Raw genomic sequence first — 13,178 nt, forward strand, 5'->3', positions numbered from 1 at the left:
AGCAAAAGCCTGCTCGCAGCATCCACCCGCGACACGCATCTTGTCCTCGGCCTCAACCCGAGAGTCGGCGGTCCGACATCGCCCGCCGGCTCGGCGTGGCCAGGAGCACGGCTCACCGACTGCTGACCATGCTGTGCAACCGCGGCCTCGCGGAAGAGAAGCCGGCCACCCGCCAGGCGAAGCGGCTCCGGCCGACGCACTGCTCCAGCGCCGGCAAAGCGATCGCGGCCTTCGACCCTGCCCTGGCGGCGGCCCGCAGGGCCGCCGAATTCCCGCCCCGCACGGACACCGCCATCTTCACCGCCTCGGACCTCGAGCGGGCGCCGGCCCAGGTGCGCCGCACCTGGTACGCGACCAACCTGGGTGAGGCGGTCGTCGGCGGCGCCGCAGTGGCTGCACGCGCGCTGAACCGGTCGGGCAGGGGCCTGCGCCGCCGTCTCTCTCGTGACGTAAACGTCGGGTTCACCAGGGACGTGGGCCGCCCCGGTCCGATGGGTAATGGCCGCCACCCACAAGGGCGCCACGAGCCTCGGCGCCTGACGCCGCCGGTGAGCACGGTTGCCCCACCGAGTGGGCGCGCCGGCGGTGAGTGGCAGTCGGGCCCCAGGCCAGGGGCCGGCCGTTGCGCGCAGGCCGACCAGCGGCCTGTACGAGTGGCACCTGAAATAGAACAAAAGACGGTGAAATGGGCAGATCCGCCCTCTCAGAATCGCCGCACGTTCATTCCCCCGTCGATCACGGTGGCGGTGCCGCTGACGAACGAGGCACCCTCCGAGGCCAGGTAGGTGGCCAGCGAAGCCACTTCCCCCGGCGTGCCGAGCCGTCCCTGCCCCCGGGTGATCGGATCCTTCAGCGGCGTTCCGGTGGCCGCCTCGAACTCTGTGAAGGCGCGCTCGATCATGGGGGTGTCGATGAAGCCGGGACAGATCGCGTTGGCGCGCACGCCAAGGTCCCGCAGCTCAAGCGCCATCACCTCGGTCATGCGCACGACACCAGCCTTGCCCGCCGCGTAGGCGCCGAGCAGGGGGAACCCGACGACGCCGGCCAGCGAGGCGATGTTAACAACCGCGCCGCCGCCGTCCGTCAGCGCTGGAACCGCATGCTTGTAGACCAGCCATGTACCCCGCAGGTTGACTGAGTACATCCGATCGAAGTCGTCCTCGGTCAGTTCGTGGAGGGGGCCGAAGCACTCGACACCGGCGTTGTTGACCAACACGTCGAGTCCGCCCAGGGCACCCGTGGCCTCGGCGACGGCCGCGGCCACGCTGTCGCCGGAGCGGACGTCGCAGGTGACGCCGACGGTGTCGTGGCCGATCTCCAGAGCTGCCTTGTCGGCCCCCTCGATGTCGGCGATCACGACGCGGGCGCCGGCGGCGACAAACGCTTCGGCGACCGCCCGGCCGATGCCCCGGTGCGCGCCGGTCAGCAGCGCACGCTTGCCCTCCAGAATTCCGGTCATGCTGATTTCCTCTCCGGTCTGCGTAATGGTGATCGTGCTGTGGTGGCCCGCCATCGCGCCCCGGACTGTGGCAGGTATCCCTGGCATGCGATGAGCGAGCGTCAGAAGCGGTGCCCCGTGGGCATCAAGCCATCGATGCCGCGCGAGGCACAGGCCCGGCCGTGAACTCGCCGGGCCTGCTCAGACGAGGGTGGCCGCGGCCTTCGCCGTCCCGGCCTCGGCCGACAGCAGCGGCGCAAGGAAGTCGCTGATGGCGTCCTGGATCTCGGCGGCGCGAGGGATCGAGCCGGAGAGCACGAAAGTGGTGTGGATCAGACCGTCGAGGCGCTTGCAGACGGTCGGCACACCGGCTTCCGTCAGCGCTCGCGCGTAGTCCTCGCCCTCGTCACGCAGCGGATCGATCTCCATGGTGACCACCAGTGCGGGCGGCAGGTGCGACAGGTCCTGCGCGTGTGCCGGGGCGGCCCAGGACGACGTCACGTGGGCAGGGTCGCCGAGATACCAGGCCGCCATGCGCCCGCCCAGCTCGGTGGAGATGATCGGGCCGCGCGCGAAAGTCTTGCGGGACTCGGTGTCGGCGGTGAAATCGGTCGGCGGAGTGACGAGGACCTGGGCGGCAAGGCGCGGTCCGCCCTCGTCCCGGGTGCGGAGCGCGGCCACCGCGGCGAGGTTCGCACCGGCGCTCTCGCCACCCACCGCGATCCGCTCCGGGTCGCCGCCGTACCCGGCGATGTTCTCCGCCGCCCAGCGCAGAGCCGCCATCGTGTCGTCGATCGCCGCCGGGAACGGGTGCTCGGGGGCGAGCCGGTAGTCCGGGGACACGACCAGAGCGCCGAGGCGCCGGGCCAGGGACGCGCAGGGCTCGTCGTACAGGTCCAGGCTGCCGGCGACCCAGCCGCCGCCGTGGAGGAAGACGACCACGGGCAGCGGGCCCTCGACCGGCGGACGGTACAGGCGCACCGTTCGCTCACCACCGTCGGTCGGGTACTGGGCGTCGGTGATGCCGACATCCGAGGGAACCGGCAGCTGCAGGTGCTTGAAGGTCTCGATGCCTGCTCGGATTTCCTCCAGGGAGGACTCCTCGAGTGGCTTGGCGCCCATGTTCATCAGACCGGCGAGGAGGAAGACCGCCGCACCGTCGATCTTGATCGAGTTCGGCAGGTCTCGCGCGTCTCCGTCCAGCGAGAAACCGGCGTACTCGGTGGCCTGGACCTCCGCGCAGATGGCGCGGTACATCGGCGCACCAGTGAACAGCGAGAGCGGCCTCCGCGGCTTGCCCGGAATGTTGTCGCCCATGTACCAGGTGACCGCCTTGGGGAACAGCGTCACCTCGGCGACCTCCGCGACCACCTCGTTGTACCGGTCCTCGGCCGCAGCCGTCACCTCGGCCGTCCGGTGACCGTGCGCGTCCGTATAGGCGATGAGGTCCGCGATGAAATCGACACTGTCCTCGATGGCGATCGGGTTGTTGAAGAGGGCCGCCGCGCTCTGCGGACCGTTGACGTGGAACAGGTTCGGGAAGCCGTGGTTGGCCATTCCGATGTACGCGCGCTGCCCGTCCGCCCAGTGGTCGGTCAGTTTCCGGCCGCCGCGGCCCACCACACCCATCCGCATCAGGGCGCCGGCGCCCACGTCGAAGCCCGTGGCGAGCACGATCACGTCGAACTCGTACTCCTCTGCCGTGGTGGCGATGCCCTTCTCAGTGATCCGCTCGATCGGGGTCGTCCGGGCGTCGACGAGACGTACGTGTGGCAGGTTGAACGTCTCGAAGTACTTCATCTCGAACGTGGCGCGCTTGGCACCGTACGGGTGCCCCTTCGGAGTCAGCAGTTCCGCAGTCTTCGGGTCCTTGACCCGCTCCCGGATCCGGTCCCGGATGTAGTCCGCCGCCGTCTCGTTGGCGGCCGGATTGAAGATCAGGTCGAAGTAGGTGGACGCGAGCATCCGGAAGCCGCCGCCGTTGTAGAACGTGTCGTACGTCTTGCGGCGTTCCTCGGGGCTGTCCGCCAGCGCGGAGCGCGTGGCGCGCGGGTACGCGGCGCCGGCCAGGCTGTTGCGCGACTCCTCCCGCAGCCTCGGGTAATCGGCGACGGTCTGCTCGAACTCCTCATCGGTGAGCGGACGGTTCCCGAGGGGACAGGCGAAGTTCGCGGTCCGCTGGAACACGGTCAGTTCGGCGACCTGCGGGGCGATCGTCTGAATGACCTGGATACCGGTCGATCCGGTGCCGATCACGGCGACACGCTTGCCGGCCAGATCGACGCCGTCGGCGGGCCACCGGCTGGTGTGGACGACTGTGCCTCGGAACGTCTCCTGGCCCGGGAAGTCGTTCGGCTTGTTCACCGAGAAGGCGCCGGCCGCGTTGATGAAGAACCGCGCGATGGTGACGCCGCCGTCGTCCGTGCCGACAACCCAGCGCTGAGCGGCGTCGTCCCAGACCGCAGACGTGACGCGCGTGCTGAACCGGTAGCTGCGGCGCAGGTCGAATCGGTCGGCCACATGCTCCAGGTAGGCCAGGATCTCCGGCTGCGCGGCGTACCGCTCTTTCCAGCGCCACTCCCGCTGCAGGTCCTCGTCGAAGGAGAAGGAGTAGAAGATGCTCTCGAAGTCGCAGCGCGCGCCGGGGTACCGGTTCCAGTGCCAGACGCCGCCGGGTCCCGAGGCCGCCTCGAAGGACTGAACCGACAGGCCCTGCTGGTTGCGGAGGCGGTGGGTGGCGTAGAGGCCGGAGAATCCGGCACCCACGATGACTGCGTCGACATGTGTTTCGTCCATGTACCGACTCTGGGTTCCGCACGTTGCGAGGGCTACGGGTAGGGATACCTGATGGCATACCTGATCCCCTACCTGTCTTCTGCCGGGAGGGTCGGCTGCGGCTACCCGGTTCCGATGCGAAACCGCTGGTGAACGGGGTGAACAGCCTGATTGGTGAGACTTCGGCGATCTTTTGCAACTGATTGCATAAACGTTCCGGGGTCATGAAACTGCTCGCATGCCGCAGCACGACTCAGGAGCAGGAGCCCCGCCGATGTCCCCCTACCCTCACCTGCTGAGCCCCCTCGATCTGGGGTTCACGACCCTGCCGAACCGTGTCCTGATGGGCTCGATGCACCTGAGCCTGGAAGAGGCCGAGGGAGGCTTCGAGCGGATGGCCGCCTTCTACGCCGAGCGGGCCCGCGGCGGCGTCGGGCTCATCGTCACGGGCGGAATCGCCCCGGATGAGCGAGGTCGGGCCTTCCCCAGCAGCGCCAAGCTCACCACCCAGGCGGAGGCCGAGCAGCACGCGCTCGTCACCGAGGCGGTGCATCGCGAGGGGGGCCGGATCGCGATGCAGATCCTGCACACCGGCCGGTACGCCTACCACCCCGATCTGGTCGCCCCCAGCGCACTCCAGGCGCCGATCAGCAGATACGTGCCGCATGTGCTGACCGATGACGAGATCGAGGAGACCATCGAGGCGTTCGTCCGTGCGGCCGCGCTCGCCAGGACAGCCGGCTACGACGGCGTCGAAATCATGGGGTCCGAGGGCTACCTGATCAACGAGTTCATCGCCCCGGCCACCAACCACCGCACCGACCGCTGGGGTGGCACCTACGAGAACCGAGTCCGGTTCCCTCTGGAGATCGTCCGTCGCGTGCGCGAACGGGTCGGCCCCGACTTCATCCTCATCTACCGCCTGTCCATGCTCGACCTCGTCCCGGACGGCAGCACCCTGGACGAGGTGGTCACGCTCGCCAAGGCGGTGGAGGCGGCCGGCGCCACGATCATCAACACAGGGATCGGCTGGCACGAGGCACGCGTCCCCACCATCGCGACCTCAGTGCCGCGCGGCGCGTTCTCATGGATCACTCAGCGGCTGAAGGGAGTCGTTTCCGTCCCCCTGGTGACCAGCAACCGCATCAACACCCCGGAGGTCGCGGAAGAACTGCTGGCGGAAGGCAGAGCGGACATGGTCTCGATGGCCCGTCCGTTCCTCGCCGACCCGGACTTCGTCGCCAAGGCACGCGCCGGACGCCCGGACACGATCAACACGTGCATCGGCTGCAACCAGGCGTGCCTGGACCACGGCTTCAGCGAGAAGACGATCTCCTGTCTGGTCAACCCGCGTGCCGGCTACGAGACGGAGCTGGTGCTGTCTCCGACGCGCCGCCGCAAGCGCCTGGCCGTGGTCGGGGCAGGTCCGGCCGGGCTGGCGGTGTCGGTGACGGCCGCCCAACGCGGCCACGACGTCACGTTGTTCGACGCCGACGACAAGATCGGCGGCCAGCTCAACATCGCCCGGCAGGTCCCGGGCAAGGAAGAGTTCAACGAGACTCTCCGCTACTTCCGCGTCCAGCTCGACCAGCACGGAGTGGACGTCCGCCTCGGCACGAAGATCACCGCTGAGGTGCTGGCAGAGGGCGCCTATGACGAGGTCGTCGTCGCGACAGGCGTCACCCCCCGCATTCCCGACATCCCTGGCCGGGATCGCCCGAATGTCGTCAGCTACCTGGACGTGCTGCGCGACCGGGTGCCGGTGGGCGAGCGGGTGGCGGTCCTCGGGGCGGGCGGTATCGGGTTCGACACCGCGCTCTACCTGACCGACCCGGGCGACGAGGCCAACCGCCGTCCGGACGTCTACTTCCGGCACTGGGGCGTCGACACCGAATACCGCACGCGTGGCGGACTGTGCCGCCCTGAGCGGCCCACGGTGCCGCGAACCGTTCACCTCCTCCAGCGCAAGACCAGCAAGGTCGGCGCGAATCTGGGCGCGACCACGGGGTGGATCCACCGGGCCGAGCTGAAGCATCGCGGGGTCACCATGGTCGCGGGAGTGACGTACCGGCGTATCGACGATGAGGGTCTGCACGTCACGGTCGACGGCGAGGAGCGAGTGATCCCGGTCGATACGGTCGTCCTGTGCACGGGCCAGGAACCCAACCGAAGCCTCTACGAGGAACTGCGCGAGGCCGGGCTGTCGGCCCACCTCATCGGTGGCGCGGACCTCGCCGCAGAACTCGACGCCAAGCGGGCGATCCGCCAGGGCACGGAACTGGGGGCGGCGCTCTGACGCCAAGCCGTCTCGGTACTCCGGCAGGTCCGCGATGTACCTTCGGCGACTTCGCACCTCGACGACCGCGTCATGGGATCAGTTCGTCAAGCTGCTGTTCCGCCCAGATCGTCTTGCCGGTCATGGAATAGCGGGTGCCCCAGCGGCGATGAGCTGGGCGACCATGAAGAGCCCACGGCCGCCTTCGTCGAAGGTACCTCGGAATCAGCCGTTGTCCGTGCCGGTCCGGCCGTGCTGGCACTGGAGCAAGACGCGGATGGCGTGTTGGCGGCGGTCACAGGACCCGGTGCTGCAAGGCGCCATGCGACCTTCGGGGTCGGAGAGCCAGTTGATCAAGGTCTGGGCGGTGACGCCGAGGCCGGCGTCTTCCAGAGCCTGGTAGCCGCGGCGGGTGCCGGTCAGCTGGGAGAGCTGGGCGTGCCAGTGCTGGGCGTTGTAGGAGGAGAGCCGGTGGCGGGGGGTGACCTGGGAGCGCAGAAGGTCGTTGAGGGCGGCGCCCAGGGAGTTGCCGTGTCCGGTGGGGCCGGCCATCAGTCGTCACCCTTGGGGATGATCTGGCCCGGCTGGATGAACTTGGCCTTCACCTCGCCGAACCCGGTCCCGATCCGGTAGCTGGCGGGCGGGGTGCCGTCGGGTGTCCAGAAGGCGGCGGCGTCGACGTTGAACAGTCCGACGAGCCGGTGGCCTTCCTGGACGGCCCTGAAAGCGACCGACCAGTGGCGTACGGAGGCTTCGGCGACCATGCTCATGCGCCAGTCCGGGCGCCAGAACGGGGACTTCTGCTCCTCGCGTTTGGGCCACAGCAGGTGCAGGGCGATGGACAGGCGGGTCTTGTAGGCCTTGTAGGGGTCACCGCCGGCCTGGACGAGTTCGGTGCGTGCCTTCTTGGTGGCCTCGTAGAACGGCTTGAACAGCGACTCGTTGGCCTTGCCGGTCCAGGAGTCGTGGATGATCGGCGCTGTGTCGAGGTGGTTTTCGCGGGCGAGTTTCTCGAGTTGCTTGATGTGGGGGGTGGTGACCCACACGCGTACCCTGCTCGTCGGGCCGGTCGATGATCCGCCCCAGCGGGTGTGGCATGTCGGTGCGGGTCCAGGCGGGGATGTCGATGAGGTAGATGCTGGCCTGGGTCTTGTCGAACGCCTTAAGCGGGCCGGTGTGCTTGAGCACGTTCGGGGCGAGGGGAACGGCGGAACAGACGGAGGGGAAGGAGCCGTTGCGGTCGATCAGGCACAGCACGCCCTCGCCGAAGGAGGCGGGGACGTCGCGCTGGTCGCGGCGGACGCGTTTTCCGTGCGTGTTGATGTGGGGGACGCGGGTGAGGGTGACGCCGGGGTGGACCCAGCGCGGCTCGCCGTCCATGTGTTCTGTGATCAGTGGCCACGGGCCGCTGTCGCGCTGCTCTTTGCGGATGACGGGGACCAGGTGCATCTTCGAGCGGCCGACCGCGTCCTTGAGGATCTTCAGGGCGGGGAAGACGTGGCCGGGGGGCTCGTCCTCCTCATCCCCCGGCGCCAGCTCGACCTGCTCCTCGTCCGGATCGTCCTGTGCCGGTCCGCTGTCCCCAGCGGGGACGTGGACGGGGGCCTGGGCGGGGGCGCCGGCGGCAACGGGCTGCCCCACGTCCCTGCCGACGGACGACGGGGTGCCGTACGGGCGCAGTGCGGCGGTGAGGCGGTGTCCCTCGTGCGTGTGCGGCCACTGCGAGACGGCCGCGACGGCCTGGAGCAGGGACGGCAGGATCTCCTTCAGGGCCTGCTGGTCACCGGCGGCGACCGCGGTCCGCCACGCCGCGAGCTCGCGGGTGAGAGCGGCGGGGATCCCCTACCGGCCGCCGGAGGTGTAGGGAAGGGCGGCCTCGGCCAGTTCCAGCGCCGCCGTTCCGCCAGCGCCTGGGGAGATGCCCGGGCCCGCCGGACTGGGAGCGCTAGCGAGGGGGGCGCCTCCGGCATCGAGGAAGCGGGCGTGGAGCAGGTCGGGCTGCAGGTACGCCGAGCCGATCGTGCCGAAGTCGCGCTCGGCGACCGTCACGTGGACCCGGGCGAAGTCTTCGCAAGGTGCGAGCGTCAATGTGACGTCGGCGTCCAACAGGCCCAGGAGCGCGGGACGTCACTGTCGCCGATGGCGAGCACCGGCACGTGCAGCGTGCGCGCAAGAGTGGCCAGTACCTGGGAGGCGTCCGGGAGACGGTCCCCGGACAGCGGAAGGCGGGCGCTGTGGGCTGCCTGCAGGCGGTCCACGACCACGAGGGCCAGGCCCTCCATGTGCGGGGCGGTGCCCGCGATGTCCTCGGCCGTCAGATTGGTGCCGTCATCGATGAGCAGCAGGTCACCAACACCTGCCCGGACCAGCTGGTAGGCGACCTGCTGCTCTTTTGTCGTTTGATTCACTCATCCTTGAGATGCTGGCGGCGTGGTTGCCTGGCCGGATCACTCCCGTACTGCTCAGAAGTGGGTCCGCCCCGCGGAGAAGGTGACCGTCAGGCCCGGGGCACTCTCGAACGAGGAGCGTGGGCGGTTCGAGGATCTCGGGGTCCTCTCGTCGCACCGGTCGAACACATGCGTCCGACCCAGGTGCTGGAGCGTCGGGATTCGCGGTACGAACGGCCGGTCCCGACGGCCGGCCGAGGAACGGGAGCATGACGTCCTGGACGAGGACGTGGCCCGGGTCTCCCCGCTGAAGCACGCCAACCTCAACTGCCTGGGCCGCTACAGCTTCGCCGCCCGCCCGCCGCGCGAGGGCCTGCGCCCACTGCGTGACCCGGCGACCGTCCATCTGGACGAGGACGATGAGGGCAGCCGTGAGGCATGAGCCGAGATCGCCTGGGGCTTGGATCTCCAGCCCCGGGCACGCTGCATGTGTGCGGGCCCGGGGCCGGGGTCAACGTTCGAAGGTGCCGGTCAGTCGGCCGCGGGCGAGGACGGGTGCGGTGATGGCGGGCAGGAGGGCGCGGGGTCGTGCCCGGTTAGGTTGCGCTGTGTCGGGGGTGCTTTCCACGCGGGCGGCGAGGGCGAACAGCTGGAAGATGTAGTGGTGCGGCCCGTGGCCTTTGATGGGGCCGGGACCGTGGTATCCGCGACCGATGCTGGAGCGCAACAACTGCACTCCGGCGGCCGGCTGCCGTGCGTCGAGGGCACCGGGCTCCAGGTCTCGGGCTGCCGGGTCGATCAGGGCGACGCAGTGCACAGCGGGCTTGGCCATGGGGACGTCGATGTCCTCCATGACCAGGAGGAGTTGGGCGGTGCCGGTCGGCGGCGGGGTCCAGGCCAGGTGGGGGGACAAGTTGTCGCCGCCGATGTTCTTCAGGCAGTGCTCCAGCGGAATGGATTCTCCGTCGCCGAAGTGCCGACTGGTGGGGGTCAGCGACTCGGCACTTTGAAGATTGGGCAGATTCCACGCCGCGTGGGTCTCGCCTGCTCTGCGGTTGTTCAGCATGCGGCCCAGCAGAGTCATCGCGTTGCCTCGATCATGTCGATGATTTCAGTGGCGGTGGCGGTCTCGCCGAGTCTTGGGAAGACGCGTTCCGTGCTGTGGCGGTGGGCATCGGAGTCAGGGTCGCTCATGGCGTCGGTGGCCAGGACGACGTGGTAGCCGTAGTCGGAGGCCGAGCGCGCGGTCGACTCCACGCCTGAACTGGTCGCGATTCCGGCGATCACGATCTGGGTGACGCCCAAGTCCCGCAGGAGGGTGTCGAGCCCGGTGCCGTGGAATGCGCTGCGCCGCCATTTGGTGATCAGGTGGTCGGTCGGCCGGACGTCGAGTTCGTCGATGAGGTCGGCCCAGCCGGATGGCAGCGCGGCGCTGCTCCCGGACCGCTGGGTTTCGGTGCGGCCCGGAGCGCGTCCGGTGACGTTGACCAGGACCACGGCCAGGCCGTGCCGACGGAACTCGGTCGTCAGGTGCGTCGCCTGCTTGACGGCGGCAGCTACCTGGCTGTCGGTGTGGGCCGCGACGATGCCCTTTTGCAGGTCGATCACGACGAGCGCGGGCGTGGGATCGATGGTTGTCAGTGCCATGGGTGTTTCTCCTGTGGATATCGGCTAGTTGCCGCGATCGGGGCGCACGTGGCCCTTCTCCTCATGCGACGTTTCTGTCCCGTCGTCGCTCGCAGCGGCAAGGGTGTCGCCGGTGGCGGCCGTTCCTGGTGCCAGGGGCTTGGCGGTGGGACTGGTGCCGCGCAGCAGGGAGGCGAGCGCGGCGAGGAAGGCGAGGGCGGCCCCGAAGGCGAACACGATGACCAGGCCGGAGTGGAAAGGCCCGGAGAGCAGGTGCGGTAAGAATTCACGTCCGGTCAGGACCTGTTGCTGGGCCGCCGTCACGTGGGTCAGGGCGCCGCTGGGCTGGAGCAGGTGCTGGATCGGGTTGACTCCCAGTTGGGCAGCGAACAGGGACGAGACCGGAGGCAGCCTGCCGACCTGGGCGGCGACGTGGGCCGGTATGCCCTGCTCTTGCAGGCCGACGGTCAGGGTGTGCGGAAGGCTACTGCTCAGCCCCGCGATCATGAGGGAGAAGAAGACGCCGATGGAGACGGCGGTACCGGAGTTCTGGAAGGTGGAGCGCATGCCGGAGGCGACACCGCGCAGCTCTGCGGGAACGCTGCCCATGATCGAGGAGGAATTGGGGGAGGCGAACATACCGCTCGCTATCCCGTTGAGTGCGATCAGCACGGCGAAGATCCAGTAGCTGAAGTTGATCGGCAACAGCATCAGCCCCAGGAAGCTCGCGCCGAACAGCAGCGCGCCGCCGGTGGCCAGGCCGCGGGAGCCGAGCCGGTCGGACAGGTAGCCGGACACCGGACCTGCGGCGAGGAAACCGGCGGTCAGCGGCAGGATGAAAATGCCGGCCCACAGGGGTGTATCGCCGTAGTCGTAGCCATGGAGCGGAAGCCATATGCCCTGCAGCCAGATGACCAGAATGAACTGCATCCCGCCTCGGCCGATCGAGATGCCCAGGCCTGCCAGGTTGCCGAAAGTGAAGGCCCGCCGGCGGAAGAGACCCAATTGGATCATCGGTGCGGAGACGCGCTTCTCGATGACGACGAATGCTGCCAGCAGGATCAGTCCGCCGAAGATCAGGATGTCGACCAGCGGGTTGGTCCAGCCCATGGTGTGCTCGTCGTAGGGCTGCAGGCCGAAGGTGACCGCAATGAGGACCGCGCTGAGTCCCACCGCGAAGGTGATGTTGCCCCACCAGTCGATCCGGCCGCCGCCGCTCTTCCCCGTCTCTCGCAGGGTGCGGTAGGCCCACAGCGTGAAGAACAGGCCGACGGGCACATTCACCCAGAACACCGCCCGCCAGTCCCAGGCCGACAGCAGACCCCCCGCGACCAGGCCGAGAAACATCCCGGCCAGCCCGGCGACCTGGTTAATGCCCAGGGCGAAGCCGCGCTGCTCCTTGGGAAAGGCATCAGTCAGGATCGCGGCCGAGTTCGCAGCCAGCATCGACCCGCCGACGGCCTGCACCACCCGCCAGCCAATCAGCCACATCGCCGCGTGGCCGCCGTCGAAGGGGTCGAGGGACAGCAGGATCGAGGCGAAGGTGAAGACCACGAACCCGGAGTTGTAGATCCGGACCCGACCGTACATGTCTCCCAGGCGCCCCACCGTGACCACCAGGGCGGCCTGGACCAACCGGTAGCCCATGATCATCCACAGCAGATAGGAGATGTTGGCCGGAGCCAGCGGGTCCAGGTGCACACCGCGGAAGATCGCCGGCAGGGCAATCAGCACGATCGAGCCGTCCAGCGCGGACATGAAGACCGCAGCGGTCGTATTCGCCAGCGCCGTCCATTTGTACCGGTCACCGTCCGGGCGGCGCGGGGCGTACGTCTTGGGAGAAGCAGTCATCGGTGCGCTTCCCTGCTTCCGTCGGGGTCAGATGTGCTGGGCCAGCCGCTCCAGCAGCGGCCCGGCCGATGCGAGTTGTTCCAGCTCAGCAGGGGTGAACGCGCCGCTGGTCAGGGACCGGGCGATGAGTTCGGCCCGCGCGCTGCGCTTGTCCCTCAGCGCCTGCAGACCGGCGTCGGTCACGGACAGCACCATGCGCCTGCCGTCGTTCGGATCCGGGCGGCGTTCGACCAGACCACGGGCCCGCAGCGCACTGAGTGTCGCCCCCATGGCCTGCGCTGTGATCTGCACCTGGCGGGCCAACGCCGAGGAGGTAGTGGGGCCCGAGCGATCCAGGTGCGACAGCGCGGTCCGCTCGGGCATGGTGAGTCCGCCGTCGACGGGCACCTGGCGCACCCGTCGTACCAGCGCGCTGACACCCGCCAGCAGGACCGAGGCGACTTCGTCGGGGTCCAGGTCATCGTTCATATACTAAGCCTACCTTATCAAGCAGCCTTAGCATCTAGCTCCTCGCTTCACCGCCCCGGGAGAAGCGGGCCGGCCACTGCGGACTCGCCCGTCGCCAAACGTGAGCCGCGCCGACCCCGACGTCGAGCGGCTCACACAAACGCTCCTTTGCCCGAGCAAGATCGAAACCTGCGGCCCGGCGGCCGTGAACCGCCGGTTCGGTTCGCGGAACTCGTTCTCACTCAAAGGTGGGAGTGTAAATCTAACGGCGGATCCGACGATCGTGGAGAGACGCCAAGTGACTGATACCGCCGTGGAGTTGGAGACCGTGGAGCCTGTCGAGAGTGCCCAGTCGGGGCAGCCTGTGCCCGTGTCCGAC

General features: G+C 68.7%; 13 protein-coding genes and 1 pseudogene. 3 read left to right on the forward strand and 11 right to left on the reverse strand.

Features of this window, described 5'->3' with window-relative positions:
• The first annotated feature begins 77 nt into the window (after positions 1-77).
• Complete coding sequence (locus tag ACIRVK_RS37575) at positions 78-785, forward strand: IclR family transcriptional regulator C-terminal domain-containing protein (RefSeq protein ID WP_404255300.1); 708 nt, start codon at positions 78-80, stop codon at positions 783-785.
• On the opposite strand, the gene ACIRVK_RS37580 is transcribed toward ACIRVK_RS37575, so the two are convergent.
• Positions 704-1,513 carry an SDR family NAD(P)-dependent oxidoreductase gene (locus tag ACIRVK_RS37580; RefSeq protein WP_404255278.1) on the reverse strand — a complete coding sequence of 270 codons (810 nt, stop codon included), beginning with the start codon at positions 1,511-1,513 and terminating at the stop codon, positions 704-706. The genes ACIRVK_RS37575 and ACIRVK_RS37580 overlap by 82 nt on opposite strands.
• 126 nt (positions 1,514-1,639) lie before the next feature.
• Positions 1,640-4,234: an alpha/beta hydrolase fold domain-containing protein gene (locus tag ACIRVK_RS37585; RefSeq protein ID WP_404255280.1), complete on the reverse strand. Its 2,595-nt coding sequence runs from the start codon at positions 4,232-4,234 to the stop codon at positions 1,640-1,642.
• A gap of 253 nt (positions 4,235-4,487) precedes the next feature.
• On the opposite strand from ACIRVK_RS37585, the gene ACIRVK_RS37590 reads away from it, so the two are divergent.
• Positions 4,488-6,509 (forward strand): FAD-dependent oxidoreductase, encoded by a 2,022-nt coding sequence (locus ACIRVK_RS37590; protein WP_404255282.1) that lies wholly within the window; start codon positions 4,488-4,490, stop codon positions 6,507-6,509.
• Positions 6,510-6,579: 70 nt separating this feature from the next.
• Here the strand turns inward: ACIRVK_RS37590 and ACIRVK_RS37595 are convergent.
• The 5 genes and pseudogenes from ACIRVK_RS37595 to ACIRVK_RS37615 form a co-directional block, all read right to left on the reverse strand.
• Positions 6,580-6,704, reverse strand: a pseudogene (locus ACIRVK_RS37595) (ATP-binding protein); the annotation flags it as partial.
• A 9-nt stretch (positions 6,705-6,713) separates the two neighbouring features.
• A complete protein-coding gene (locus tag ACIRVK_RS37600) occupies positions 6,714-7,040 on the reverse strand; it encodes a hypothetical protein (protein ID WP_404255284.1) in 327 nt (108 codons plus the stop codon).
• Positions 7,040-7,534 carry a hypothetical protein gene (locus tag ACIRVK_RS37605; RefSeq protein ID WP_404255286.1) on the reverse strand — a complete coding sequence of 165 codons (495 nt, stop codon included), beginning with the start codon at positions 7,532-7,534 and terminating at the stop codon, positions 7,040-7,042. The genes ACIRVK_RS37600 and ACIRVK_RS37605 overlap by 1 nt, the downstream gene beginning before the upstream one ends.
• Positions 7,535-8,330: 796 nt before the next feature.
• On the reverse strand, positions 8,331-8,576 hold the full coding sequence (locus tag ACIRVK_RS37610) for a hypothetical protein (protein WP_404255288.1): 246 nt from the start codon (positions 8,574-8,576) through the stop codon (positions 8,331-8,333).
• Positions 8,573-8,896: a hypothetical protein gene (locus ACIRVK_RS37615; protein ID WP_404255290.1), complete on the reverse strand. Its 324-nt coding sequence runs from the start codon at positions 8,894-8,896 to the stop codon at positions 8,573-8,575. The genes ACIRVK_RS37610 and ACIRVK_RS37615 overlap by 4 nt, the downstream gene beginning before the upstream one ends.
• A gap of 268 nt (positions 8,897-9,164) precedes the next feature.
• Between ACIRVK_RS37615 and ACIRVK_RS37620 the strand changes: the two genes are divergently transcribed.
• Entirely contained in the window at positions 9,165-9,317 is a 153-nt protein-coding gene (locus ACIRVK_RS37620; RefSeq protein ID WP_404255302.1) for a hypothetical protein, read from the forward strand.
• A gap of 69 nt (positions 9,318-9,386) precedes the next feature.
• Here ACIRVK_RS37620 and ACIRVK_RS37625 read toward each other — a convergent pair whose 3' ends face one another.
• From ACIRVK_RS37625 to ACIRVK_RS37640, 4 genes are read right to left on the reverse strand one after another with little or no spacing between them, the layout of a single operon-like run.
• Complete coding sequence (locus ACIRVK_RS37625; RefSeq protein ID WP_404255292.1) at positions 9,387-9,959, reverse strand: YbhB/YbcL family Raf kinase inhibitor-like protein; 573 nt, start codon at positions 9,957-9,959, stop codon at positions 9,387-9,389.
• Positions 9,956-10,522 (reverse strand): isochorismatase family cysteine hydrolase, encoded by a 567-nt coding sequence (locus ACIRVK_RS37630; protein WP_404255294.1) that lies wholly within the window; start codon positions 10,520-10,522, stop codon positions 9,956-9,958. The genes ACIRVK_RS37625 and ACIRVK_RS37630 overlap by 4 nt, the downstream gene beginning before the upstream one ends.
• Before the next feature lie 24 nt (positions 10,523-10,546).
• Complete coding sequence (locus ACIRVK_RS37635; protein WP_404255296.1) at positions 10,547-12,352, reverse strand: MFS transporter; 1,806 nt, start codon at positions 12,350-12,352, stop codon at positions 10,547-10,549.
• 27 nt (positions 12,353-12,379) lie between these two features.
• On the reverse strand, positions 12,380-12,820 hold the full coding sequence (locus ACIRVK_RS37640; RefSeq protein ID WP_404255298.1) for a MarR family winged helix-turn-helix transcriptional regulator: 441 nt from the start codon (positions 12,818-12,820) through the stop codon (positions 12,380-12,382).
• Positions 12,821-13,178 lie beyond the last annotated feature (358 nt).

Source organism: Streptomyces sp. NPDC101152 (assembly GCF_044768275.1).
Taxonomy (GTDB): Bacteria; Actinomycetota; Actinomycetes; order Streptomycetales; family Streptomycetaceae; genus Streptomyces.